General features: G+C 60.9%; 19 protein-coding genes, 2 tRNA genes and 1 riboswitch. Of the genes, 17 read left to right on the top strand and 4 right to left on the bottom strand.

The window, feature by feature from the left end; genetic code table 11:
* Nucleotides 1-8 precede the first annotated feature (8 nt).
* Nucleotides 9-1,802 (bottom strand): bifunctional protein-serine/threonine kinase/phosphatase, encoded by a 1,794-nt coding sequence (locus BUC36_RS06535; protein ID WP_234994905.1) that lies wholly within the window; start codon nt 1,800-1,802, stop codon nt 9-11.
* A gap of 180 nt (nt 1,803-1,982) precedes the next feature.
* On the bottom strand, nt 1,983-3,458 hold the full coding sequence (locus tag BUC36_RS06530; RefSeq protein ID WP_073272903.1) for a NarK family nitrate/nitrite MFS transporter: 1,476 nt from the start codon (nt 3,456-3,458) through the stop codon (nt 1,983-1,985).
* A 336-nt stretch (nt 3,459-3,794) separates the two neighbouring features.
* Between BUC36_RS06530 and BUC36_RS06525 the strand changes: the two genes are divergently transcribed.
* The 12 genes from BUC36_RS06525 to BUC36_RS06470 all read left to right on the top strand — a co-directional run bounded on the left by BUC36_RS06525 (nt 3,795) and on the right by BUC36_RS06470 (nt 15,091).
* Nucleotides 3,795-5,066, top strand: coding sequence for an MFS transporter (locus BUC36_RS06525; protein WP_073272900.1), 1,272 nt, complete (start codon nt 3,795-3,797; stop codon nt 5,064-5,066).
* Nucleotides 5,067-5,487: 421 nt separating this feature from the next.
* Nucleotides 5,488-6,699, top strand: coding sequence for an alginate export family protein (locus BUC36_RS06520; RefSeq protein WP_073272898.1), 1,212 nt, complete (start codon nt 5,488-5,490; stop codon nt 6,697-6,699).
* Between the two features lie 80 nt (nt 6,700-6,779).
* Nucleotides 6,780-6,924: riboswitch (molybdenum cofactor riboswitch) on the top strand.
* Nucleotides 6,913-7,890: a GTP 3',8-cyclase MoaA gene (gene moaA, locus BUC36_RS06515; protein ID WP_073272896.1), complete on the top strand. Its 978-nt coding sequence runs from the start codon at nt 6,913-6,915 to the stop codon at nt 7,888-7,890. Its footprint overlaps the riboswitch before it by 12 nt.
* 3 nt (nt 7,891-7,893) lie before the next feature.
* Entirely contained in the window at nt 7,894-8,469 is a 576-nt protein-coding gene (gene mobA, locus BUC36_RS06510) for a molybdenum cofactor guanylyltransferase (RefSeq protein WP_084535657.1), read from the top strand.
* A gap of 15 nt (nt 8,470-8,484) precedes the next feature.
* Nucleotides 8,485-9,027 (top strand): molybdenum cofactor biosynthesis protein B, encoded by a 543-nt coding sequence (gene moaB, locus BUC36_RS06505; protein WP_073272894.1) that lies wholly within the window; start codon nt 8,485-8,487, stop codon nt 9,025-9,027.
* A gap of 4 nt (nt 9,028-9,031) precedes the next feature.
* Nucleotides 9,032-9,523, top strand: a complete 492-nt coding sequence (gene moaC, locus BUC36_RS06500; protein WP_073272892.1) for a cyclic pyranopterin monophosphate synthase MoaC — start codon at nt 9,032-9,034, stop codon at nt 9,521-9,523.
* The gene (locus BUC36_RS06495; RefSeq protein WP_073272889.1) at nt 9,516-9,761 is read left to right on the top strand and encodes a MoaD/ThiS family protein; all 246 of its coding nucleotides are present in this window, start codon (nt 9,516-9,518) and stop codon (nt 9,759-9,761) included. The genes moaC and BUC36_RS06495 overlap by 8 nt, the downstream gene beginning before the upstream one ends.
* A 6-nt stretch (nt 9,762-9,767) precedes the next feature.
* Nucleotides 9,768-10,220 (top strand): molybdopterin synthase catalytic subunit MoaE, encoded by a 453-nt coding sequence (gene moaE / locus BUC36_RS06490; protein WP_073272886.1) that lies wholly within the window; start codon nt 9,768-9,770, stop codon nt 10,218-10,220.
* Nucleotides 10,211-10,963 carry a molybdate ABC transporter substrate-binding protein gene (modA, locus tag BUC36_RS06485; protein ID WP_073272884.1) on the top strand — a complete coding sequence of 251 codons (753 nt, stop codon included), beginning with the start codon at nt 10,211-10,213 and terminating at the stop codon, nt 10,961-10,963. The genes moaE and modA overlap by 10 nt, the downstream gene beginning before the upstream one ends.
* Entirely contained in the window at nt 10,960-11,679 is a 720-nt protein-coding gene (gene modB, locus BUC36_RS06480) for a molybdate ABC transporter permease subunit (RefSeq protein ID WP_327049682.1), read from the top strand. The genes modA and modB overlap by 4 nt, the downstream gene beginning before the upstream one ends.
* Nucleotides 11,679-12,800: an ATP-binding cassette domain-containing protein gene (locus BUC36_RS06475; RefSeq protein WP_073272882.1), complete on the top strand. Its 1,122-nt coding sequence runs from the start codon at nt 11,679-11,681 to the stop codon at nt 12,798-12,800. The genes modB and BUC36_RS06475 overlap by 1 nt, the downstream gene beginning before the upstream one ends.
* Nucleotides 12,801-13,432: 632 nt before the next feature.
* Nucleotides 13,433-15,091, top strand: coding sequence for a phosphoethanolamine transferase (locus BUC36_RS06470; RefSeq protein WP_073272880.1), 1,659 nt, complete (start codon nt 13,433-13,435; stop codon nt 15,089-15,091).
* Between the two features lie 170 nt (nt 15,092-15,261).
* On the opposite strand, the gene BUC36_RS06465 is transcribed toward BUC36_RS06470, so the two are convergent.
* The gene (locus BUC36_RS06465) at nt 15,262-16,413 is read right to left on the bottom strand and encodes a PepSY-associated TM helix domain-containing protein (RefSeq protein ID WP_073272878.1); all 1,152 of its coding nucleotides are present in this window, start codon (nt 16,411-16,413) and stop codon (nt 15,262-15,264) included.
* A gap of 81 nt (nt 16,414-16,494) precedes the next feature.
* Nucleotides 16,495-18,591 (bottom strand): TonB-dependent receptor, encoded by a 2,097-nt coding sequence (locus BUC36_RS06460; RefSeq protein ID WP_073272874.1) that lies wholly within the window; start codon nt 18,589-18,591, stop codon nt 16,495-16,497.
* A gap of 362 nt (nt 18,592-18,953) precedes the next feature.
* Between BUC36_RS06460 and BUC36_RS06455 the strand changes: the two genes are divergently transcribed.
* The 5 genes from BUC36_RS06455 to infB all read left to right on the top strand — a co-directional run bounded on the left by BUC36_RS06455 (nt 18,954) and on the right by infB (nt 24,262).
* A tRNA-Met gene (locus BUC36_RS06455) sits at nt 18,954-19,030 on the top strand.
* An 11-nt stretch (nt 19,031-19,041) separates the two neighbouring features.
* Nucleotides 19,042-19,118 (top strand) — tRNA-Met (locus tag BUC36_RS06450).
* Nucleotides 19,119-19,441: 323 nt separating this feature from the next.
* Nucleotides 19,442-19,906, top strand: a complete 465-nt coding sequence (gene rimP / locus BUC36_RS06445; protein ID WP_073272872.1) for a ribosome maturation factor RimP — start codon at nt 19,442-19,444, stop codon at nt 19,904-19,906.
* A gap of 56 nt (nt 19,907-19,962) precedes the next feature.
* The gene (gene nusA / locus BUC36_RS06440) at nt 19,963-21,465 is read left to right on the top strand and encodes a transcription termination factor NusA (RefSeq protein WP_073272870.1); all 1,503 of its coding nucleotides are present in this window, start codon (nt 19,963-19,965) and stop codon (nt 21,463-21,465) included.
* 58 nt (nt 21,466-21,523) lie between these two features.
* Nucleotides 21,524-24,262 (top strand): translation initiation factor IF-2, encoded by a 2,739-nt coding sequence (gene infB, locus BUC36_RS06435; RefSeq protein ID WP_073272868.1) that lies wholly within the window; start codon nt 21,524-21,526, stop codon nt 24,260-24,262.
* Nucleotides 24,263-24,331: the final 69 nt, after the last annotated feature.

Here is a 24,331-nt window from a genome sequence, read left to right as displayed (position 1 = left end):
GATCCAGATCAGCTTCCGGCGGAGAACAGTGCAATAACCGCCAGCAGCGTGACGATCCACAGGCCGGAGAGGATTTTCCAGAACAGCGATGCGTTCTGGCTCTTGTACTCCGACGGGTCATCGCGCAGGTATTCGGGGTTGGGGTTGCCGAGGTCGGTGATGAATCCGGCAATGGTGTGGTAGCGCCTGCCGAGGTCGATCGCGCAGCCCCTCTCCAGCGTTCGGTCAAACCAGATCGGGATCACCGGGTTGAACTGGCTGGCGGCGCGGTAGCTCAGCTGTTCGTAATCGGCGCGCGATCGGCACTCATTGATCTCTTCGCCGTAGGGCAGTTCGCCGGTAAAGATTTCATAGGCGATGGTGGCCAGCGCATAGATATCCCCCTGGATGCCGGTGTTGTGGCCGAGGATATAGTGGGGGTCGGAATAGGAGGCGGTGCCCAGTGCGCCCGGGTGCTGCAGTGGCCGGAACACTTCGGCCGAGCCGGCGACATAGACAGAGCCGAAGTCGATGATTTTCACGTGGCCGGCAGTGTCGAGCATGATGTTGGCCGGCTTCAGGTCCTGGTGAATCGTTTCCTGTTCGTGGAACGCCGTCAGCCCGTCGGCGATCTCGCGCACGATGCGGAACGCCTCGGCGGGTTTCGGAAAGCGGTTGCGGGCGATCCAGGATTCCAGCGTGCAGCCCTCGACGTATTCCATCAGGTAGTAGAGCGCGGTGCGCTGGCGGTTCTGCCGGCAGATGCGCACCACGCGCTCGCTCTGGATACGCAGACCGATCCACTCCTCCTGCACGAAGCGGTCGATGTAGTGAATATCGTCTTCGTAATTGATGGAGGGGGTTTTCATCACCAGCGTATTGCCGCTCTCGGTATCGCGCACCAGATACAGCTGGCTGCGCTGGGAGGAAAACAGCTCGCGCTCCACCGCATAGCCATCCAGCACCATGCCCGGCTCCAGCGGCGGCGGGAACGGCAGGCGCGTGAGCTGGTGGCTGTATTCATCGAGGGTGGTGGCGGGCAGTGCGGCCACTTCCACCACGACCGCGGTCAGGTTGTCGTCGCTGCCGTTTTCCTCGGCGTAGCGCACCAGCGTCTCGGCCTTTTGCTGTGCGTCGAGGTCGTCGCGCCGCAGGACTTCCATGGCGGTCATCTTCGGCACGAAGTCGTGCACGCCGTCGCTGGTCAACAGGAACTGGTCGCCCAGTTCCAGATCCACGCGGCCGTAATCCACCTGCAGTCCGGTATCCATGCCCAGCGCGCGCGACAGTATGCGCCGGCGGTGGCCCAGGGTGACGGTGTGATCGCGGGTCAGGCATTCCAGTTTGTCGTCGCGCAGCAGCTGAATGCGGCTGTCACCGACGTGGAAAAAATGTCCGGTGCGGGATTTGAACACCAGCGCGGAGAAGGTACACAGGTAGCCTTTTTCTTCCTGCGCGAATTCGTGGCTCTTGCGGTACAGCTTGCTGTTGATCGACGCCAGCACTTTCTGTCCGGCGCGAGCCGCGGACCAGGTATCCGGTGCGCGGTAATAATCGCTGACAAACTGCTCGGTGGCCGTACTGCTGGCGAGCGCGCCGGCTTCTGCGGAGCTGACTCCATCGGCGACCGCGGCGACCGCACCGAGATATTCCTGCAGGTGCGGATCTGCCGGCCAGTGGAAAACGGCTGCGTCCTCGTTCTGCGGTTTGATACCCGCGCGAGTGCAGCTACCCGCCCGCAATTCGAGCTGCTGGGAGCGGTCCGGGGCTGTCGCAGTCTCACTGTGCATGGTGTCGGCCACCGATGTTGAAACAGTTTCCAAGGTTATCCGCTTTTTTGTGCAGCTGGAAATCGCGCGCTGTCAGCTCGCGCCAGTTTCAGCTGTGTGTGGATGTGGCTCGAAGCCGGTCCGGCGGCGAGGCCGCAAACGAAAGTGGCGGCCCTTGCGGGCCGCCAGATTTGATGTGCTCGTTGTCTTTTTGCCCTGTGCATTCTGCGGGCGTTATTCCACGCTGATCAGCTGCACGGTACCGTCGGGCAGCACTTCCGCGATCTGACCCTTGGGTTCATCGAGGAAGGCGCAGGCCAAGAACACCAGTGCGGCAGAGCCGGCGATGATCAGGAAGAAGGTGCTGTAGTCGACATAGGACAGCGCGGTCAGGAAGGTCACCGCACCCACGTTGCCGTAGGCACCGGCCATACCGGCGATCTGGCCGGTCATGCGGCGCTTGACCAGCGGGACAATGGCGAATACCGCACCTTCACCCGCCTGTACGAAGAAGGAACAGGCCATGGTGGCGAGAACCGCCGCCGGGATCCACCAGCCACTGTTGATCTGGCTCAGTACCAGGTAGCCCACTGCCAGGCCGCCGACCAGGAACATCAAGCTGCGGCGACGACCCATCTTGTCACTGAAGTGGCCGCCGGTAGGCCGCGCAACCAGGTTCATGAAGGCAAAGCCGGATGCCAGCAGACCGGCCTGCACCGCACTCAGCCCCTCGAAGGTGTCGAGGAAGAACAGCGGCAGCATGGAAACCACAGCCAGCTCGGAACCGAAGGTGACGAAGTAGGCCACGTTGAGGATGGCCACCTGCTTGAAGTTGTATTTCTCCAGTTCCGGTACACCCTGTTCAAGGTGTTCCTTGTTGACGTGCCAGATCTGGCGGGTCTGCACTGCGAACAGCACCACCAGCACTCCCCACAGCACGTAGGTGGTCTCCCAGGTCAGCAACTCCACACCGGCCGGTGACAGTTTGTAAGCCAGTGCCGCCAGTGCCAGGAACATCGGGATATTTGTCAGCAGGTAGAAGTACAGGTCCTTCATGCTAGTGACTTCAAGGCCGCCGGTTTTTTTCGGCTTGAAGTAGGTGGAGCCTTTGGGAGTGTTGCGCGCGACGCGATAGAAGAAGATGCCGTACAGGCCGGCGATGACACCGGTCAGGCCCAGGGCGTAGCGCCAGCCGTCTTCGCCGCCGAACATCAGTGCGATGGTGGGCAGGGTCATGGCGCCGGCAGCGGAACCGAAGTTACCCCAGCCGCCGTAGATGCCCTCGGCGAGGCCGACCTGTTTCGCCGGGAACCACTCGCCGACCATGCGGATGCCGATCACGAAGCCGGCGCCGACAAAGCCGAGCAGGAAGCGGAACAGTGCCAGTGCTTCATAGCTGTCGGCGGTGGCGAAGCCGATACAGATCCCCGAGGAGATGATTAGCAACGCACTGTACACCGAGCGCGGTCCGAACTTGTCCACCATCATGCCGATGATGATTCGCGCGGGTATCGTCAGTGCCACGTTGAGAATCAGCAGCGCCTTGACCTGCTGGCTGCTGAGATCGAACGCTTCCTTGATAAATACCATCAGTGGAGCGTGGCTGAACCAAACCACGAACGACAGGAAGAAAGCGAACCAGGTGATGTGCAGGGTTTTTATTTTCGGATCACCCCAATTGAAAAGATTGAGGCCGCTTGGTGTGCTCATGGCAAATCCTCGAAGTGAGTGGTTGCGTAACAATGTTGGTTGCAGCACATGTTAAAAGGGCCCTACTAATAGAAAAGCGGACAATAGTGGTAGTTGCGGTCAAATTTTCTTGCCCCTACCGCTTTTCTACTCCGATTGGTTAGCCGTTTGTGAATGGCGAAGTCACGCATTTGTTGGGGGTCGCATGTAGGTCCTACCTCCGAGGTGGTAGGGCGAGTTGCGCGGCTGACACGGTGAATTTATTGGGGGTAGACACTGCGGCGCATCGCCGGCAGCAGCAGTGGCTGCGTACAATAGTGGGTCGGGCAAACAGGGTCGGTTAAACAGGAAGAGACCATGCAATACACTGATCAACTCGCCAGCCGCGCGTTGATGGCTGCCACCGCAATGTTCGCGGCCAACTTCTCCGTCTGGACCCTGTACGCGGTGCTCGGGGTCTCCATCGGTGACCAGCTTGGGCTTTCCGCCACCGAGTTCGGCGTGCTGCTGGCGGCACCGATGCTGAGTGGCGCCCTGCTGCGATTTCCGCTGGGGCTGCTGGTAGAGAGATTCTCAGCGAAAAAACTGATCGTGCTGCAGATGTTGCTGGTGGTACCAATACTGGTGTTGCTGCCGCACATTCACAGTTACCGCGGTTATTTGCTGGCGGGATTGTGGCTGGGTATTTCCGGCACTTCGTTCGTGGCCGGTATCCGCTATATCAGCCCCTGGTTCGAGGGGCGGCAGCAGGGCACGGCGATGGGTATCTTCGGTGCCGGCAATGCCGGCGCGGCAATTACGCTGGCGCTGGCGCCGGCAATTGAAAGCTGGCTGGGGCAGGACATGATAGGCCCGCTCTATGGCGCGGGCCTGTTTGCCATGGCGATACTGTTTGCGCTGTGGGCGCCGGAGGAGACGCGCTACATGCGCAGCCGGCGCCGCACGGATTTCGATTTTCACCTGCGCCCGCTGGCCGAGCTGCGCGTGTGGCGATTCGGGCTCTATTACTATTTCGTGTTTGGCAGCTTTCTCGCACTGCTGTTGTGGCTGCCGCAGTACTACCTCAATGTCTACGGAGTTTCCACGCAGAAGGCCATGGCCCTGACGCTGCTGTTCGTGGCCGTGTCCAGCAGTGTGCGCGCCCTGGGCGGCTGGTTCGCCGACCGCTACGGCGCACGCGCGGTCAACTGGAGTGTCTTCTGGACCTGCCTGGTGTGCCTGTTCTTCCTCAGCTACCCGCCCACCAGCATGACCATCCACGGCGTGGACCGGGATGTGCATCTCAATATCGAGGTGGGTATCGAACTGTTCACGCTGCTGATCCTGGTCATCGGTATCGCCCAGGGCTTCGGCCGCGCTTCCGTTTACAAGATCGTTTACGACAAATATCCGCAGCATATGGGCAGTGTCGGCGGCGCGGTCGCCACCCTCGGCGCGCTCGGTGGCTTCAGTCTACCCGTCTTGTTTGGTATGGCTCAGGATATTGTGGGTATCCACAGTGCGGCCTTTATGCTGCTGTACGGCGTGCTGGCGGCGTGCATGCTGGTCATGTACCTGACCGTGCAGCGCGAGCGTGTGCAGCAGAGAGTGACGTTTGCTCGGCAGCACAATTTTTTGCTCGACGACTAGCAGACTGCTGACGAAGTCCTGTAGTCAGAATATAAGGGAAAGTGCTAGGACGGGTATTTCGAACCGTCGGCGACACGACGTCGCCGCCGGAGCTTACAGGGATGTATTCACAGCGTTTCGAAATACCCGTCCTCGTGCTTTGCCGCCACCGCACCAGCTCAGAACAGAATGTGGGTTTATCAACTGTCTGCTGTCTTGGAGAGGTTGCGGACACGCGCCGCAAACCCGAGCTGAAAAGGCCAGGGACGGTCTTTTTCAGCAGCCTGCAGGGCCTGCCTCACACTACCAATTAGGGATTATTGTGGCGTGACGGCGGGTGGTAGCAGTGCCGGAGCGTTACGCCATTTGGGTAATTTTTGTGAACAGGGAAGGGGTGTAAGTTGCGCACAACAACTTCATAACAGTCGCCGAGGAAAAGCGAATGAACACCCGTAAACTTCCCAATATGGTATGTGCGACACTGTTGGGGGCTGTCAGTGCAGTGGCGTTGCAGGCACAGGCTGCCGATGACAACAGTGCGCCGACGTTGATCGATGCATTGCAGAACGGCAAGGCCGGAGTAACCCTGCGCTATCGATTGGAAAACGTCGATCAGGACAACCTCGATGAGGATGCCAACGCGTCCACGCTGAAGAGCCGCCTGAGCTGGGACAGCGGCACCTATCGCGGCTTCAGTGCCGGCATCGAGATGGATAACGTCACTGCCATCGGCGATGACGACTACAACTCCACCGTCAATGGCAACGCCGCCTACCCGGTGGTCGCCGATCCGGTCGGTACCGAGGTCAATCAGGCCTACCTGAAATACTCTGCCGGCGACTACACCGCCACCGCCGGGCGCCAGCGTATCAACCTGGGTGACCAGCGCTTCGTCGGTGGCGTCGGCTGGCGCCAGAACGAGCAGACCTACGACGGCTATCGCTTCCAGTATGGCGGTGCCGAATCCCTGCGCCTCGATTACAGCTACGTCTACAACGTCAATCGCATCTTCGGTGAGGACAGCGACAAGGGCGACCTCGAGGGCGATATCCAGCTGTTCAATGCCAGCTACCCGGTGGCCAAGGGGCACGAAGTGGCCCTGTTCTTGCTTGATCTTGATCTGGTGAAGGCGGTAAACACGTCCAGCCGTACCCTCGGCGTTGCCTATACCGGCGATTTCGGTCCGGTCAAGGCGCGTCTGAGCTACGCCCAGCAGGGTGAGAGCGGCGACAGCACCTTGAACTACAGCGCGCCCTACTACCTGGCTGAGGTGTCCGGCGCACTGGGCCCGGTCAATACCAAGCTGGGTTACGAAGTGCTGGGCAGCGACAACGGCGTGGGCTTCGCCACTCCGCTGGCGACCCTGCACAAGTTCCAGGGCTTCGCCGACCAGTTCCTGGCAACGCCGGCGGACGGTGTCGAGGACGCCTATGTGGGCGCCTCTACCAAGGTGCTCGGTGGCAACCTGGGGGTGACCTATCACAAGTTCGCCGCCGCGGAGGGCTCCGCCAACTGGGGTGACGAGTGGGATCTCAGCTACGGCCGCCCGATCACCGAGAATCTGTCCGCGCTGGTGAAATATGCGGCCTACAGCGCCGACGAGCACGGCGTCGATACCGACAAGGTATGGCTGCAACTGACCGCCAAGTTCTAAGTACAGGCGGATTCACACGCTGAATCCAGGGGGGGTACCACCTTTGCCCCAAGCAAAGATCTCCCCTGCTGTTACACTGCTCTGAGTTTAAACACCGAGTTCCCAAGCCTAAGCGCGACGCGTATGGCGCGGGAACCGTGGCAGGAATAGGTTTTCCCGCTACCAGGGTCGCCCGAGAAATCGGCCGGCCTCCCGGCTTTGGAAAGGCGTTTAATGTTACAAGACAATTTTGGGCGCAGGTTTTATTACCTGCGCCTGTCCGTGACCGACATCTGCAACTTCCGCTGCAATTACTGCCTGCCGGACGGCTATCAGTGCGGCGAGTCGATTGCGCGTGAGAATCCGCTCAGCGTTGCCGAGGTGGACACGGTCGTACGCGCCTTCGCTTCACTCGGCACCGAAAAGGTGCGCCTTACCGGTGGTGAACCCTCGCTGCGCAAGGATTTGGTGCAGCTGATCGAAACCGCCAAACATGCCGACGGCATCCGCCGTGTCGCCATCACCACCAACGGCTACAAACTCCACTCTGAAATCGACGCCTGGCAACGCGCCGGACTGGATCAACTCAACGTCAGCATCGACAGCCTCGACCCGCAGCAATTCCAGGCGATTACCGGCCACGACAAGCTGGAGAAAATCCTGCGCGGTATCGACCGCGCACTGGAATTGGATATTCCCACCAAGGTCAACGCGGTGCTGCTGCGCGAGCACAATCTCGCCGAGTTCAATCATTTCCTCGACTGGGTCAAGGTCACGCCGGTGAGCCTGCGCTTTATCGAACTGATGCGCACCGGCGACAACCGCGACTTCTTTGCCAGCAACCATGTGGCCGGCAGCGATATCGAGAATCTGCTGCTGCGCAGCGGCTGGGAGCAGGTGGTGCGCTCCCGCGATGCGGGGCCGGCGAAAGAATTTGCCCATCCAGACTACGCCGGCCGCATCGGCCTGATCATGCCCTACAGCAAGGACTTCTGTGCCAGCTGCAACCGCCTGCGCATGTCTGCCCAGGGCGCGCTGCACCTGTGCCTGTTTGCCGAGCAGGGCATCGACCTGCGCGACACCATCGCCGATGGCGATCACGAAGCACTGGCGGAGCAGATCCGTGCGGCGGTGTGCGGCAAGGATGCCAGCCACCAGCTGGCCAGCGGCTTCACCGGCGCCACCCGCAACCTGGCAATGCTGGGGGGCTGAGCCGTGTCCCGACAGTGGCAAGGCTGTGGCGTGGTGCTGGCGGGTGGCCGCTCCAGCCGCATGGGCCGCGACAAGGCGCAGCTGCCGCTGCCCGGTGGCGAACGGTTTCTCGAGCACGCCGTCGGCCTGATGCGCGAGCTGCCGCTGGCACAGGTTCTGGTCAGCGGCGACCGCCCCGGCGGCATTGCCGATCCGATTCCCGGTATGGGTCCGCTCGGCGGCCTCCACGGTGTGGCGCGCGCAGTCGAGGCCGACGCGCTGCTGGTGATGCCGGTGGACATGCCACTACTGCGCGGCGAGCTGCTGGCGCTGCTGCTGGCAGAGGGTGAGCGCAGCGGCCGCGCCTGTTATTTCGGCGACTTTTACTTTCCGCTGTGGCTGCCATTGACTTCCTCCGTACGCGAATTCCTGCGCGCCGCAGTAGAAGGGCGCGGGCCAAATTCTATCGGCGCACTGCTGCGCCACGCCGGCGCGCGCCAGCTGGCGATGCCCGCGCGCGCGCAGAGCTTCAGCAATATCAATACCCCCGCCGAATACGCGGCGAACTACCCGCAACAACTTTTCCCTGAATCAGACTGAACGGACGAACGCACTATGGCTGGACATGCAGCAAAAACTTTCGAGCCTCTGAATATCGCAGTGTTGACCGTATCCGACACCCGCACCGAAGAGAACGACACTTCCGGCCAGTACCTGGCCGAAGCGCTGCGGGCCGCCGGCCACAAGCTGGCGGACAAACGCATCGTGCCCGATGACATCTATCTGATGCGGGCGGCGGTGTCGCAGTGGATTGCCGACGAAAGCATCCAGGCAGTACTGGTCACCGGCGGTACCGGCTTTACCGATCGCGACTCCACCCCGGAGGCGCTGCAGCCGCTGTTCGACAAGACCGTGGAGGGATTCGGCGAACTGTTCCGGCAGATTTCCTTCACCGACATCGGCAGCTCCACCGTGCAGTCGCGCGCGCTCGCCGGGTTGGCCAATCACACCCTGATCTGCTGCATGCCCGGTTCCACCGGCGCCTGTCGCACCGCTTGGGAAGGTATCCTGCTGGAGCAGCTGGACTCGCGCCACCGGCCCTGCAATTTCATACCGCATATCCGCCCGGCGCAGCCAGCCTGCGAATCCCGGGGGTGATGTGATGAGCCGGTTGACCCATCTCAATGAGCGCGGCGAAGCGAACATGGTGGACGTCACGGACAAATCCGTGAGCGAACGCAGTGCCCGCGCCGAAAGCGCCGTACGCATGAGCGCCGAGGCTTTCGAGCTGCTGGTTGCCGGCAGCAACAAGAAAGGCGATGCGCTGGCGGTGGCGCGTATCGCCGGTATCCAGGCAGCGAAAAAAACCGCCGACCTGATTCCGCTGTGCCACCCGCTGGCGCTGACCAAAGTGGAAGTGGAGTTTGAGCTGCTGCCCGAAGACAACACGGTACAGGTGCGCAGTTACTGCCGTCTGGCCGGGCGCACCGGCGTGGAGATGGAAGCGCTGACTGCCGCGGCGGTGGCCGCGCTGACCATTTACGACATGTGCAAGGCGGTGGATCCGGCCATGGTAATCGGCCCCACCCGCCTGCTGGAAAAATCCGGTGGCAAGCGGGGGCACTGGCGCCCCGAAGAGGTGACTCATGGTTAAAGTTCTGTTTTTTGCCAGCCTGCGCGCGCGCCTGGGCACGGCCGAGCACCGGCTGGAAAATTTCTCCGGCAGTGTGGCCGAGCTGCGCAACCGCCTCGGTGAGCTGTTCCCGGACTGGCAGGCGCCGCTGCAGGCCGTCGATATTCAGGCGGCGGTCAATCAGGAGATGGCCGCGGCGACCACCCAGATTGGCGATGGTGACGAAGTCGCGTTTTTTCCGCCGGTCACCGGAGGTTGAGAGACGATGGATTTCATTGAAGTACGCACGGCACCCTTTGCGGTGGCCGATGAGTATGCGGCACTGCGTGCGGGCAACCGCAGCGACGGTGCCAGCGCCATGTTTGTCGGCTCGGTGCGCGACTTCAATGCCGGCGCCGGCGTCAGCGGACTGGCGCTGGAACACTATCCGGGCATGACCGAAAAAAGCCTGCAACGCATCGTCGAGGATGCGCGCGCGCGCTGGGAGCTGGGCCGGGTGCGCCTGCTGCACCGCGTCGGCGCCATGGCGGTCGAGGAGGATATCGTTTTCGTGGGGGTGACCAGCCCCCACCGCCAGGCGGCGTTCGCCGCCTGCCAGTACATCATGGATCGCCTCAAGACAGAGGCGCCCTTCTGGAAGCTGGAATCCGGTGAGGCCGGCGACAGCTGGGTGGAGGCCAGGGACAGCGACCAGCGGGAACTGGAAAAGTGGGCCTGATACGCGCCCTGCTGCTGGCGTGCCTCGCGTTTGTACCAGTGGCGCAGGCCACCGACTGCCAGTTGCGCGTGGCGGCGGCGGCGAGTTTCCGCCCGGCGCTGGAGGCGCTGTTGCCGGAATTCGAGGCGACGGCCCAGTGCAAGGTGCAGATCAACAGTGGCAGTTCCGGTGTGTTGTACCAGCAGGCACTGCACGGCGCGCCGTTTGACCTGTTCCTGTCCGCCGATCGCGAACGGCCGGAATTGCTGGAGCGCCAAGACAAAATAGTGCCGGGCAGCCGGCGAACCTACGCACTCGGGTTGCTGGCGCTGTGGCTGCCGGACTCCGCAGAAAAAACAAGCGAAACGATACGGGGTTGGTCGGACACCATTGTCATCGCCGACCCGAAAGTGGCGCCGTTCGGCGTCGCCGCCCGGCAGGTGCTGCAGAGCCTGGGCCTGTGGGACGGTAAGCGGGCACAGCTGGCGCGCGCGCACAATGCCGGCCAGGCCTACCTGATGCTGGACGCCGGTCACGGGCAGCTCGGATTTGTCGCGGCTAGCCAGATGGTGGCGGCCGGGCGGGACAATTACTGGCTGCTGCCGCAGGATCTCTATCAACCGATAGAGCAGCAACTGGTCGTGCTGCGGCAGAGCCGCAACGCGGACAGGGCACAGGCTCTGGCGGATTACCTGCTATCCGGCGCGGTGCGCGCGCGGCTGGCGGAACTCGGTTACGGCCGCGCGGCCGGGGAGGGCCTGTGAATCCAGTGAATATAGGCGCGGCCGACCTCGAAGCCCTGTGGCTGACCCTGCGCCTCGCCGCGGTGACGACACTGCTGCTGCTCGCCATCGGCGTACCGCTGGCGTGGAAACTGAGCCACTGGCAGAGCCGCTGGCGCCACGGTGTCGAGGTGTTGATCACACTGCCGCTGGTGTTGCCGCCGACGGTGCTGGGTTTCTACCTGCTGCTGCTGTTTTCCCCCAACCATGCGAGCGGCCAGTGGCTGGCGGCTCTCTGGGGCGAACCGCTGGTATTCTCGTTCACCGGGCTGGTGATCGCCTCGGTCATTTATTCCCTGCCGTTTATGGTGCAGCCGCTGCTGGCCTCGTTCAGCCAGAACGGCAAGCGCCTGACCCGCGCCGCAGCGGCGCTGGGCATGCCACCCCACGCCGCTCTGCTGAAGGTACTGCTGCCGGCCAGCCGCCCGGCCATCGTCAGTGCCTGCGCGCTGACCTTCGCCCATACCCTCGGCGAGTTCGGCGTGGTGCTGATGATCGGCGGCGCCATTCCCGGTGAAACCCAGGTGGTCTCCATCGCCCTGTTCCAGCACGTGGAGGCGCTGGAATACGGTGCTGCCCACCGACTGGCGCTGGTGCTGCTGGTAGTGACCACGGCGCTGTTGCTGCTGGCCCGCTGGCTCGGGCGCGCGGTTTCCGCGACATCGCGCGAAGAGCGATTTATGGGAGTGCCGGGCTGATGGAACTGACACTGCCATTGTTCCGACGCGCGGTACAGTCGCTGGACGGCGACGGACTGTCTGTTCAGGGGCTGGTGACGTCGCTGAATACGGACACGCCCTGGCAGCTGGCGCTGCCGGCGCAGGGTGTTTTCGGGTTCACCGGACCGTCCGGCGGTGGCAAGAGCACGCTGCTGGCGGCGCTGGCCGGATTGCGCGGTTGTACCGGCAAGATCGGTTTCGGCAACGTTACCTGGCAGAGCGGCAAGAGCGGTCTCGCGACCCATAGGCGCGATCTCTCCCTCGGCTTCCAGGACAGCAGCCTGTTTGGCGGCCAGACCGTGGCCGACAACTTGGCGCTGGCGCACCGTTACAGCCGCCGGCCGCTGTCGCCGGAAGAGCGGGCCGAGTTGATCGAGTGCTTCGGTATAACGCCGCTGCTGCGCCAGCCGGTGGAACTGCTGTCCGGCGGCGAGGCGCAGCGGGTGGCGGTATTGCGCCAGCTGTTCAGCAATGCCGCGGTACAGCTGTACGACGAACCGCTGGCGGCCGTCGACCGCCTGCAGGTGATCCGCAAGCTGCTGCCGCGCTTGCGCGACTTCTGGGCCCGCCACCCGGCGCTGGTGATCTGGACCAGCCACGACTTCGACGAGATACAGTTACTGGCGACCCAGTGCCTGTGGATGGAACGCGGCGCCTTGACTGGACCGCTGCCGCTGCGGGAGGTCACCCGCCGACTGCAGTTGGACTCGCTGGAGCGCGAATCCTGCTTCAGCCGCCTCGAGGCGCGCGTGCTGTGCCAGGAGGAGGGCTTGCTGACATTGTCACTGGGCGATGCGACCCTGTATGCGGATCGCGTCGCCGGTCGCTACCGGGCCGGCCAGTCCATCGCCTTCCTGCTCGGCTCGGGCGACATAGGTCTGTGCCTGGAGCAGCCCGGTCTCTCCAGTATCCTCAATTGCCTGCCGGTGGAGTTGCGCGAGATAGTGCCGCTCGAGGGCGGGCGGGTGCGTTTGCGCCTCGCCGCCGGCGAGCAGGAATTCAGCGCGGATATTTCCCGGTTGTCCCGCGAGCGCCTGCAGTTGCGTGAGGGGGAGCGCTATTACGCGCAGTTCAAGGCCAGCAGCCTGGCTGGCTTATAACGCCTTCCGCCAGCGCGATTCGCGCGATCAATTCTGCCAAACGGCCGCGTCTGTGTGCTTTGGGCACACTGCACGCTGCGCTTTCTCTGCCAGCCGTTTCTTCTTCCTCCTCGGGTAATTGCCGCTACAAAACAGCCGCGCCGGCATCAGCACGGCGATCAGAATCAACCAGCGCCCGACGATGCCCGGCGCATCGCGGCAGAATCTGTCTCTGCTTTTTTCCAGGTGGGACACTAGTCCGTATGCACGTCGATAGGGGCGGGAGCCGGCTCTTAAAAAAGGGATCCAGTTGTGACTGGGAACCTGGTCGCACGCGGCTGCCATTTCTTGTCTTCGGCGGAAAAGAATCTTTGAGATTGGCGTGCGACCAGTATTGAGCGCTAATTCTGGCGCGCAACGCAGTCACGTTATCAAACAGCACATTTCACTGGTCTACAATCTGTCCTCTAGTCATCTTAAGTTGTGGGTCGTTCGCGTGCAGGCAAACCAGTCTGGGCAATAAATGCTGGCTGATATTGTCAGTCGTCTGCGTGACTAATGATGTAAACACTCTTGACTCGCTAGTGAAGAAAACGCCAACAGCAATTGATTGGCCCTAAAAATAACGGATTTGAAAATAGAATAAGAATTCGATGTTGCAGATAATAAATGTGCGAGGATTGTGGGTTCTGCTGTTGCTCAACGGCTATTTACTTTCCCCGTTACTGCTCTTCGATGCCGGTCTGCTGCCTGGACTGGAGATGAACCTGGAGCCACTGCTGCTGTTTAATTTAGCCGCCTCGGTGATCGGTTTGTTGCTGATTCACAGTCTGGTGGAAAAGCCCTTCTTACTGCATATCCTTCTGCTGCCGTTCTATATCACCACGGCAATTGATCTGTTCCTCGTGGTTTTCTATCAAAGCCGTTTGAGTGCGAGCTACCTGCTGATTTTGTCGGGCGAGATAGCAGAGCTGCCAGAGCTTTTATCGAGCTTTACGACGCCGATTATTCTCTCCGTGTTGGGGGTGTCTGCAATATGGCTGGGTGGCTTGTACGGAATTGTCGACCTGCATTGGCGGATATCCCACAGGACGAGATTGGCTTTGGCGCTGCTGTTGATCTGCGCTTATGGTGTGGCCGCTGCCCGGCAGATGCATACCTATGACTACGGTGTTGAACTCGCGGCTTACGATATTCTGGTGCATGACCGCAGTGCTCCTGCTGGAATTCTGCCGCAGGGCTATATCGCCTGGAAACAATATCGGCAGGCGCGTGAATTTCTGGCAACGCGGAAATCTTTTCGTTTCGATGCACAAACCGATGATCCGAAAGACACCATTTATGTTCTGGTCATCGGAGAGTCAGCGCGCCCGGACCACTGGACCCTACAGGGGTACAGAAGGGATACCACTCCAAGAATCGCGGCGAATGACGCCGTCATATGGTTTCCAGACGCAACGACACAATCAGCGCTGACCCGTGTGTCAGTGCCGGCCATGTTGAGCCTTGCGCCGATAACAGAGTTTGATCGGATACTGAGTGAAGCTTCGATACTGCGCGCGTTCTCGGAAGTGGGACTAAAAAGCTGGTGGCTATCCACTCAGGAAGTTAGCCAGTTTGGTGGTCATATTCATGTTCTGGCTGAGGAGGCAACCACGCGCAAGTACTTTGAGCGACAGCTCGATGCTGCGTTGTTCAACGAGATAAAGCGGCTGCTCGCCGGTCCTGCGTCGAATGGCGGTCTTGTAATTATGCACGGCCGCGGCAGCCACTTTACATTTCGCAATCGCTATCCACGTGAGTTTGCCATCTGGGATGACAACCTCGGCAACCAATCGAGACGCGATTTTCTCGTCAACAGCTACGATAACTCATTGCGATATACCGACAGCATCCTCGCCGACACCATCGAGTTAATCGAAAGTATGGAAAAGCCGGCAGTGCTTCTCTATGTTTCCGATCACGGTGAGAATCTCCTGGACGATGAGCGCGGGCTTTTTGGGCACAATATCGGTACCGAGCAGGACGTGCGAACAACACAGTTTTTCTGGGCCTCGCACAGCTGGCGCGAGCGCCACCCGGAACGTTGGGCCTTGATTCAATCCAATGCAAACTTGCCTGTTAGCACCGCGCACCTTGCCCACAGCCTGTTAGACATCGCCGGTATCCAGGTGACGGGCCTCGATGCGGCGCGAAGCTGGGCTGGTTCGGACTTCAAGGCCACAGATCGGAGACCTTTTCGCTTGAACGGTAAGATACGCTATTTCGAATCACCTGCGACTCGAAATGGCGTATCTTACCGGCCTGATTAGAATCATTTTGGAGTGGGTCAATAACGCGTCCTGCGTATTATCCTCTAACGTTGCGTCATCCATTGCCGCAGGTGGCTTCTGTTGGCCAGGCCTTTACGGCTCTATCCTGTCCTAGTGCTACAGGGTCCGATATCGGAGTTGCCCCGGCATTCGCTACCAGTCCAGAGGATTCAGGCGGTCGGCGTGTCCGGTGAAAGAACCGTGCGCCGTTTGAAGCTTTTCTTCTCGCGCTTTTTCCACCATAGATAGACACCCGTGCCGAACAATAGACCCGGGGTCAATCCGGCGAGTAATACCAGCCAGCGCCCGATCAATCCCAGCGCATCGCCGTTGTGCAGCGGAAACTGCCAGCGCAGGATTTTGTTGCCCAGCGGAATCTCGGTGACGTTTTGTGTGAGCAGGATTTCCCCGGAATACTGATCCAGGCGCACGAAGCTGGCGCCGTAGTTGCTCCAGGCCTCGCCCGCCGCGCGAAAGGTGATGCCGTAGCTGTCCGCGGCGCTGGAGGGCAGATAGATTCGTTTCAACTCGCCGCCGGGGAAGGCCGCCTGCCCGATGGCCACCGCCTGCTCGGCGGAAATTCTGTTCCCCTGGTCTGCGAGCGAGCCCGGCAGGGGCGCCAGTGGTTCGGTGGTGAAGAAGGTGCCGACGACTGCGCGCACTTGCTGCGGAAATACCAGGGTGACGCCGGAGAAGCTGGTCATCAATAGCAGTGGCAGAAAGTAAATCCCGAACACCCTGTGCACGTCAAAGTAAAAGCGAAAGCGATTGCCGCTGCGGGAAATCGCAAAAGCGCGCCGCCAATTTTTTTTACCGCTTCTGCTTTTTTTCGGCCACCAGAGTAGGGCGCCGGTAATACAGAACAGCATCAGCAGCAGGCCCATAAAGCCCACCAGGGTTTTGCCGCTATTCCCCGCCAGCAGGGTGTAGTGCAGGCGGTAAAGCCAGCTCATGGTGTGGTCGGGTGTGCCCCAGCCGCGCACCGCCAGTACTTCTGCGTCGGTAGGGGAAACACTGACTTCAACAGGGCCGGGGGCACCTTCGGGTTTAGGGAAGCGTACGACAAACGGGCTGCCCGGCTGGCGCGGTGTCATCAGGCGGGTGGGCTCTGGATTGCCGGGTACCGCCGCCTGCGCCGCGGCAAAGATTTCCCTGTAGGTGGCCGGGCGTTCGGACGGCTTGAAGGTGACGGTTTCCGGCGCGAGCTTTTCATCCAGGGCGTGATCAAACACCAGCAGGCTGCCGGTAATGCCGATCAGGGAAAGCAGCAGGCCCAGTGTCAGGCCCGCGTACTTGTGCAGGATAAATAACGTGCGACGCAATTGAGTTTTCCGCAAGCAGGTTCGCCTGCAAGCAGGCTCCTACAAAGTACCCTGTAGGAGCCTGCTTGCAGGCGAATGAGGTTAGAACAGGCGAGAATAGGACAGGTTCACATTGCGGCCCAGTCCCTTGAAGTTGCGGGTGTCGTTGCCCGCGGTCTGGGAATAGTAGGTGAAGTAGTCTTCGTTGGTCAGGTTCTGGATGCCCAGTGCAAATTCGCCACCCAGCGCTTGCAGTTGCGCGCTGGCGTCGATGATGGTGTATCCGTCGAATTCCGTAGTTACCTCGCCGGCGCTGTTCTCAAAGTCGCGGTCCAGCAACCAGTTGGCCTGCAGTCGGGTGCTGAACGCATCGGTCCAATTGCGCACCCAGCTCAGATTGAAGCGGTTGGGGGCGATATTGCGGCCGTCCAGGTCGGTATCCACTTTGCCGTCATCGTCGGAGTCATAGCGGCCCTTGGTGTAGGCGTAGCGCGCTTCCAGGGTGTCGCTGTCTGAGGCAAACCACTGTCCGCGCAGTTCCACGCCGTCGATTTCGGTCTGTTCGCGGCTGACGCTGTAAATGCCGTCACTGCCCAGGGCCAGTCGCTGGCCGAAGTCGGAATCGGAAGTGTAGTAGGCCAGCTGGGCGGCAAATTTCTCCGCGCTGAAGTCCACACCCAGTTCCCGGTTCTTGGTCAGGATCGGTTGCAGGTCGAGAAAGCTTTCCACATCCTGGTCCGGCTGGTTGATGCCGCGCAGCACCCGGCCAACGTCCGGCATCGAGAAACCTTCGGAGTAGTTGGCGTAGACCCGCCAGGCGTTACTGATCGTATAGGTAGCGCCGATATTGCCCAGGGTTTCGCTGAATTCCGGGTTGCCGCCTTTGACGAACTGGCCACCGTTGTAGGAGTAGAGGGTGGTGAAGTCGTCCACCTTGAGTTCGGAAATCTCGTGGCGCACACCGGCGGTGACGGTGAGGCGGTCGATACCGGTGAACTCCGCCTGCGCGTAGGGGGCGATGTTCTTGTACTGGGTGGGCGGTACCCAGGCGCGGCCGGTGAGGATCAGCTGTTGCCAGGTTTCATCTTCCAGCAGGTCGACACCGTAGGCGAGGCTGACCGGCGCACCGGCGATCTGATCCTTGATCAGGGTCAGTTTCACGCCGCGTTTTTCCGAGTTGTTCTGGGACTGGTCAAATACCACTGCACCGTAGGCTGGATCCTGGAAGGTACCGCTCGGGGTGCCGCCGTAAGTGCCGGCAAAATCCTGCGAGAAAACCTGTACGCGCAGCTTCTGGCCGAGGATTTCCTCATTGGTGTACTGCAGGTTGATGGTGGTCACTTCGTTGGAGGGGGACTTGCCCGGCACATCCGCTTCGATGGCGGTGGTGGGAATGCCGGCATCGATATCGCCGTCGACGCTCAGCCAGTTGTTGTTGCCTTCGATCAGGTAGTGGTTGACGGTCAGTTGCACGCGCTGGTCGTCCCAGCTGTAACCGGTCTTGATAAAGGCGTTGATGGAGTCGCTGTCCATGGTGTCGCCCTGGGTGTTGTCGAAGCCGACGATGTCGCCGTTGGCGTCGTAGTTGATACCGCTGCTGCGGTAGCTGACGCTGGCGAGTACATCTACGGCGTCCACCTTGCCGGAAATGCTATAGCTGCCGTTGTAACCGAAGGTGTCGCTCGGCTCGTCCGGCTGCAACGCGGATTCAATGCGAACGCTCTGCTGGAAATCTTCGCCGGGAGTGCGGGTCACCAGGTTGATGATACCGCCGGAAGCGCCCATGCCGTGGATGGCATTGGCGCCGTGAATCACTTCGACTCGCTCCAGCATCAGCGGGTCGATGGTGTGGCCGTCGCGGCCGCCGTCGCGCAGCGGGTTGGACTGGGGTACTCCGTCGATCAGGTACAGGGGCTTGCGGCCGCGCAGGCTTTCGCCGGAACTGGTCATCTTCTGGCGGCTGGGCGAGAAGCTCGGGATCAGGTTGCCGAGGATGGTGGAGAGGTCGCTGGTGGCGGCCATCTGCTGGGTGAGCTCCGCTTCATCAATCAGGGTCACCGTATTGGGGATACTGCTCAGCGGCTTTTCGGTACGGCTGGCCGTTACCACCACTTCCTCTTCGATGCGCTCGTCGGCGGCGAGGACGGCGGAAGAAACGAGTGAAATGGCCAGCGCCAGGGTGGTTTTTGTGTAGCGCATGCTGGAACTCCTGAAAAGTTTATTCTGTGCAGGGCGGTGACCCGGAGCGGGACCGGTTTCGAGATGCTGTCGAATGGTTGGCGATACTAGATTAAATGAGAATCTGTATCAATTAGATTTGCAGTTTTTCTGGGGGGCTTGCGCGCTGAGTGGGGGGGCAAGTAGGGCGCGAAATAAAAAGAGGGAGAATTTCCTGCCTCTATCTATACTGTTCATCGAGGCGCCTCACGGCTAAGTGAAAATTAATGCCAGATGTGACTTGACTCACCGGGGGCTCGCCCCTAGAATGCGCAGCCTCTTGAGCGGTTGGGGTGACCCATCGCAGGGAAACGAATCAACCAGGTTTCGTTTCTCAAAGTTGTTGCGGGGTGGAGCAGCCTGGTAGCTCGTCGGGCTCATAACCCGAAGGTCGTAGGTTCAAATCCTGCCCCCGCTACCACTCAGAGTTGTTGCGGGGTGGAGCAGCCTGGTAGCTCGTCGGGCTCATAACCCGAAGGTCGTAGGTTCAAATCCTGCCCCCGCTACCAAATTGAAGTGCCAGTGGTTTTCAGGTCGACGCCCGACGGGCTCCCTTATCTACCGCTGGCCGGCATAGCCGGACGAAGGTCCTAGGTTCAGGTCCTGTCCGCGCTGTCAAATTTTGCGTCCGCGCATACTGACTGTGCGGATGTGCGGTCAAAGCCCCGTCAGGGGCTTTTTCGTATCTGCTGGAAATGTGGCAGGTGCTTATTCGAAGTGGGCCGTGGGCCCATTTTTTGTTTTACGAAGTGCATCCTTGCACTTCACCCCTTCGGGGCAGCCGATGGCTGTGCAAATCGGCAGTCCTGCCGATTAGTTTGTGGTGACGTGAATGGCGAGCAAACGCGAACTGCTGGAAGAACTTCTGGCGCCGGTGGTGGCATCGCTGGGCTGTGAGCTCTGGGGTATCGAATACCAGACCCACGGCCGCAACGCGCTGCTGCGTATCTACATCGACTCCGAAGACGGTATCAGCGTGGAAGACTGCGAAAAGGTCAGTCGCCAGGCGAGCGCCGTACTGGATGTGGAAGATCCCATCAGTAGCAAGTACACGCTGGAAGTTTCCTCTCCCGGACTCGACCGTCCGCTGTACAAGCTGGATCAGTACCAGCGTTTTGTGGGTGCCCAGATCGAGGTGCGCCTGCGGATGCCGCTGGATGGTCAGCGCAAGTGGCGCGGACTGCTTGCCGGTGTCGAGGGCGATGAAGTGGTACTGCGCGTCGACAGCGAGAACGAATACCTGTTGCCGATCGACAGCATCGATAAGGCAAACATCGTTCCCCAATTTACCAAGTAACCTTTTTAGTAACCTGTACAGGAGCCTGAAGTCAGGCGATTTAGAGGCACAGCTGCATGAACAAAGAGATCTTGCTGGTAGCCGAGGCGGTATCCAACGAGAAGGGCGTGGACCGGGAAATTATTTTCCAGGCCATCGAGGCGGCACTGGCAACGGCCACCAAGAAACGCTACGACGAGGATTCCACCGTCGAAGTCATTATTGATCGCAAGACCGGTGACTACGATACCTTCCGCAGCTGGGAAGTCGTGGATGACGACACCCTGGCGGAGCTGGGAACCCAGTTCACGCTGGAGGAGGCTCACGAGAAGGATCCGGAATTGAAGGCCGGTGATGTCTTCCGCGAGCAGGTAGAGAACGTCGAATTCGGTCGTATCGCTGCGCAGACTGCCAAGCAGGTCATCGTACAGAAAGTGCGTGAAGCTGAACGCGCCAAGGTCGTGGATGAGTACCGCGATCGCGTTGGCGAGCTGGTCAGCGGCACCGTGAAAAAGGTTACACGCGACTTTATCGCCGTCGACCTGGGTGGCAACGCCGAAGCGCGTCTGCCGCGCGACCAGCTGGTTGGCCGCGAAATCTTCCGCCTGGGCGATCGCGTGCGCGCCATCCTGCTGGAGATAGAGCCGGAGGCCCGCGGTCCGCAGCTGAAGCTGAGCCGCTCCTGCCCGGAAATGATCGTTGAGCTGTTCCGCATTGAAGTGCCGGAGATCGCCGAGCAGGTCATCGAAATCAAGGGTGCCGCCCGCGATCCGGGCCTGCGCGCCAAGATCGCCGTCACCACCAATGATGGCCGTATCGACCCGGTCGGCGCTTGTGTCGGTATGCGCGGTGCGCGTGTGCAGGCAGTTTCCAATGAGCTGTCCGGCGAGCGCGTGGATATCGTGTTGTGGGACGAGAACCCGGCGCAGTTTGTCATCAATGCCATGGCGCCGGCGGAAATTGAATCCATCGTCGTCGATGAAGACGCCGGATCCATGGATGTTGCAGTCGCCGAGGAAAACCTGGCGATGGCCATTGGCCGCAGCGGCCAGAACGTGCGCCTGGCGTCCGAGCTGACCCAGTGGCAGATCAACGTGATGAGCGTTGATGAGTGGCAGAGCAAGCAGGAAGCTGAATCGAGCGGCATCATGGAAACCTTTATGGCGCGCCTGGATATCGACGAAGACGTCGCTGGTGTGCTGGTGGACGAGGGTTTCACCACCCTGGAAGAAGTGGCCTATGTGCCCATCGAAGAGATGCTCGGGATCGAAGGCTTCGACGAGGAGATCGCCGAGGAGCTGCGTGCCCGCGCTAAGGACGCACTGCTGACCCAGGCGCTGGCTTCTGAAGAGCAGCTGGATGCGTCTGAGCCCCAGGAAGACCTGCTGAACATGGAGGGCATGGATCGTCATCTGGCCTTCGTGCTGGCCAGCCGCGGCATCGCCACCATGGAAGACCTGGCGGAGCAGGCAGTGGATGACCTGCTCGATATCGACGGTGTCGACCAGGCGCGTGCTGCAGCGCTGATCATGAAAGCGCGTGAGCCCTGGTTTGCCGACGACAGCGGCGAAGAAGCATAAGTATTTGTTCGAAACGAATAAGTAACCCCCTCCGACCAAGTGACTTTTAGGAGAGAGAATGGCCGAAGTAACAGTTAGCGAACTCGCCAAATCGGTTGGTGCCACCGAGGATCGTCTGCTCAAGCAGATGAAGGAAGCGGGTTTGCCCCACACAGCCGCGGACGCGGTGGTGTCGGACGAGGAAAAACAGGTCCTGCTCAATTTCCTGAAAAGCAGTCATGGGGAGCAGGGCGAGAGCCCTCGCAAGATCACCCTGAAGCGCAAGACCACCACCACGCTGAAAACCGGCTCTGGCACCGGCCGTAAAACCGTGAATGTGGAGGTGCGCAAGAAACGCACCTATGTGAAGCGCCCGCAGGAAGAGCTCGAGGCTGAGGCGGCCAAAGATGTGGTTGCCAAGGCGGAACTGGACGAGGCGCTGGCCGAGCAGGCCGCGCAGGAACAGGCCCGTGCTGAGCAGCTGGCAGCCGAGCGCGCCCGCGCCGAAGCGGAAGCCGAGGCCGCGCGCAAAGCCGCGGAAGCCGAGGCAGCCGCCGCACAGCAGGCAGTGGCCGAGCCTGAACAGGCCGAGCCGCAAGCTGCCGAGGAAAAAGCGGAAGAGCAGCCCCAGCCGGCACCGGTTCGCACCAGCTATGTGGACGATATAGAGGCGATGCGTATCGCCGCTATGGAACGCCGCAAGCAGCAGGACGAGCAGGCAGAGCGCGAGCTGGAAGAGAAAAAGGCGCGTCTCGAGGCCGAGCGTCAGCGCTCGGAACAGGAAAAGAAAGAGAAGGCCCAGGCAGAAGCTGCCAAGCCGTCCCTGCGCCGCAAGCTTGAGACGACCGTCGAAGCGGATCGCGACGAGGATGAGCCGCGCAAACGCCGTGGTCGCCGCGGCGCCAAGGCCGGTCCGAAGAAATCCAGCCGGACTGCACTGTACGATCAGGCGCTCGAGGTATTTGAAGACGATGAGGCGGAGAAACGCAGTACTCGCTCGTTGTCCCGTCCTACGCTGAAGATTAAACCCACTCATGGCTTTAAGCGGCCCACGGCAAAACAGGTGTATGAAGTGCAGTTGGGCGAAACCATCACTGTTGGCGAACTGGCCAAGCAAATGAACGTCAAGGCCGGTGAGCTGATCAAGCGCCTGATGAAGATGGGCGAGATGGTCACCATCAACCAGAGCCTGGATCGTGAGACCGCACAGTTGATTGCCGAGGAAATGGGGCACACGGTGGTGTTCCGCTCCGAGAGCGAGCTGGAGGAGAGCCTGGTGGCCCAGGCCCAGGCAGTCGAGGGCGAAGAAGTTTCCCGCGCGCCGGTGGTGACCGTTATGGGTCACGTCGACCACGGCAAGACCTCGCTGCTGGACTACATTCGCGAGACCAAGGTCGCCTCCGGCGAGGCCGGTGGTATCACCCAGCACATCGGTGCCTACCGGGTCAAAACCAGCCAGGGCGAGATTGCCTTCCTGGATACCCCGGGCCACGCCGCCTTTACCGCGATGCGTGCGCGCGGTGCCCAGGCGACCGACGTGGTGATCCTGGTGGTGGCCGCGGACGACGGCGTGATGCCGCAGACCGAAGAGGCTATCAACCACGCCCGCGCTGCCGGCGTGCCGCTGGTTGTCGCCATCAACAAGTGCGACAAGGAAGCGGCAGACCCGGATCGCGTCAAGAACGAACTGGCGGCGAAAGACGTAATTCCTGAAGACTGGGGCGGCGATACGCAGTTCATCAACGTATCTGCGCACACAGGCCAGGGTATCGACGAGCTGCTGGAGGCCGTTTCACTGCAGGCAGAAATGCTCGAGCTGAAGGCCAAGGTCGGCGTGCCGGCTACCGGTGTCGTGATCGAATCGCGCCTGGAAAAGGGCCGCGGTGTGGTTGCCACCCTGCTGGTGCAGAACGGTGAACTCAATCGCGGTGATATCGTGCTGGCCGGCCAGAGCTACGGTCGCGTGCGCGCCATGACCAACGAGCTGGGCAAGCAGGTGAAAGAAGCTGGCCCCTCTACCCCGGTGGAGCTGCTGGGTCTGGATACCACGCCCAATGCCGGTGATGAGTTCCTGGTAGTGGCGGACGAGCGCAAGGCCCGCGAAGTGGCCGAGCAGCGCGCCGAGAAAGAGCGCAGTGAGCGCCAGCAGCGTCAGCAGGCCGCCAAGCTGGAAAACATGTTTGCGGACATGGCTGCCGGCGAGCGCAAAGTACTGCCGGTGGTTATCAAGGCGGATGTGCGCGGCTCCCTGGAAGCTATCCTGGGTGCGTTGGCGGATATCGGCAACGAGGAAGTTTCCGTCAATGTGGTGTCCAGCGGCGTGGGTGGTATCGCCGAGAACGATATCAACCTGGCCCTGACGTCCGGCGCTATCGTGATGGGTTTCAATACCCGTGCCGACGTCGCCGCCCGCAAGCTGGCCGAGACCGAGAATGTTGAGATCCGTTACTACAGCGTGATCTACAACCTGCTGGACGAAGTGAAGCAGGCTCTGTCGGGTATGCTGGAGCCGGAAGTTCGCGAAGAGATCGTCGGTATTGCCGAAGTACGCGATGTATTCCGCTCGCCGAAGTTTGGCGCCATCGCCGGCTGTATGGTCACCGAGGGCACTGTGCACCGCAACAAGCCGATCCGTGTACTGCGTGACAACGTCGTGATCTATCAGGGCGAGCTGGAATCCCTGCGCCGCTTCAAAGACGACGTGCAGGAAGTGCGCAACGGTATGGAGTGTGGTATTGGCGTGAAGGACTACAACGACGTCAAGCCCGGCGACCAGATCGAGGTCTACGATATCGTTAAGGTTGCCCGCGAGCTGTAATAGATCGCCTGCAGGGCAGGCTCCCACAGAGGCCCCGGCCGAAATTTGTGGGAGCCTGCCCTGCAGGCG

The organism is Microbulbifer donghaiensis, assembly GCF_900129095.1.
In the GTDB taxonomy this organism is placed as follows: domain Bacteria; phylum Pseudomonadota; class Gammaproteobacteria; order Pseudomonadales; family Cellvibrionaceae; genus Microbulbifer; species Microbulbifer donghaiensis.
Note: the sequence above shows the minus strand (reverse complement) of the source record. Positions and strands in the feature narration are given on the sequence as shown.